Origin of the sequence: Pseudomonas sp. K5002 (assembly GCF_013386655.1) — a bacterium.
In the GTDB taxonomy this organism is placed as follows: Bacteria; Pseudomonadota; Gammaproteobacteria; order Pseudomonadales; family Pseudomonadaceae; genus Aquipseudomonas.
This window is the reverse complement of sequence record NZ_JACARK010001377.1, coordinates 1-1,091: the sequence shown is the minus strand read 5'-3', so window position 1 is coordinate 1,091 and position 1,091 is coordinate 1. Positions and strand designations below refer to the sequence as shown.

The following is a 1,091-nucleotide window of genomic DNA, read 5'->3' as shown; positions in this document are numbered from 1 at the left end:
GCCGCCCTGCTGCTCTCGGTTCTGGTGAGCGTACCGCTGGGGGTGCTGTCAGCGGTGTATCACAACCGCGCCATCGACCAGATCGCCCGAACGCTGGCGGTCACAGGCATTTCCACGCCGGCCTTCTGGCTCGGCCTGGGCCTGATCGTGTTGTTCTACGGCCAGCTCGGCTGGCTGCCCGGCAGCGGGCGGCTGGATGAAGGCCTCGAACCACCGCGCACCATCACCGGGTTCTACCTGATCGACTCGCTGCTGGCCGGCGATATCCCACTGTTCCTGAATGCCCTGGAACACCTGATCCTGCCCGCCGTCACCCTGGGTTTCGTCAACCTCGGCGTGGTCGCCCGGCAGATCCGTTCGGCGATGCTCGACCAGTTGGGCGAGGACTACATCCGTACCGCCCGCGCCTACGGCCTGTCGCGCTGGGCGGTGATCCTGCGCCACGCCTTGCCCAACGCGCTGATCCCGTCGATCACCGTGCTCGGCCTGACCCTCGGCGACCTGCTGTACGGCGCGGTGCTGACCGAAACCGTGTTCGCCTGGCCGGGCATGGGTGCCTATGTGGTGAAGTCGATCCAGTCCCTGGATTTCCCGGCGGTGATGGGCTTCGCGATCCTGGTGTCGTTTATTTATGTACTGCTGAACATGCTGATCGACCTGCTCTACCGGGTGGTCGACCCGCGCATCGGCGAGGTGAATTGAGATGACCGCTCCCCTGACCATGCCCGTACCGGTGCCCCTGGAACAGCGCCCCACCTGGCGTGCGCGAATGGAGTACCTGGGCTATCAAATACGCCGCAGCCCGCTGACCATCGCCGGCCTGACCATCACCTTGATCGTGCTGATCTGCATGGCCTTCGCCCCCTGGTTGGCGAGCCATGACCCCAATGCCCTGAACCTGGCGCAACGCCTGGCCGAGCCCTCCGCCGAACATTGGTTCGGCACCGATGAAGTCGGCCGCGACCTGTTCAGCCGGGTGCTGTACGGCAGCCGCCAGTCGGTGGGCGTGGGCCTGTTCGTGGCGTTTTCGTCCTGCCTGGTGGGCGGGCTGCTGGGCTGCCTGTCGGGGATCATCGGCGGGCGTTTCGACA

Annotated in this window: 1 protein-coding gene and 1 pseudogene; both read left to right on the top strand. The window is 65.9% G+C overall.

The annotated features are described in order from the left end of the window. Nucleotides 1–702 (top strand): ABC transporter permease (locus tag HX846_RS36520; protein WP_178967377.1); only part of this gene is annotated, 702 nt, incomplete at its 5' end. A gap of 19 nt (nucleotides 703–721) precedes the next feature. Beyond that, nucleotides 722–1,091, top strand: a pseudogene (locus tag HX846_RS36515) (D,D-dipeptide ABC transporter permease); the annotation flags it as partial.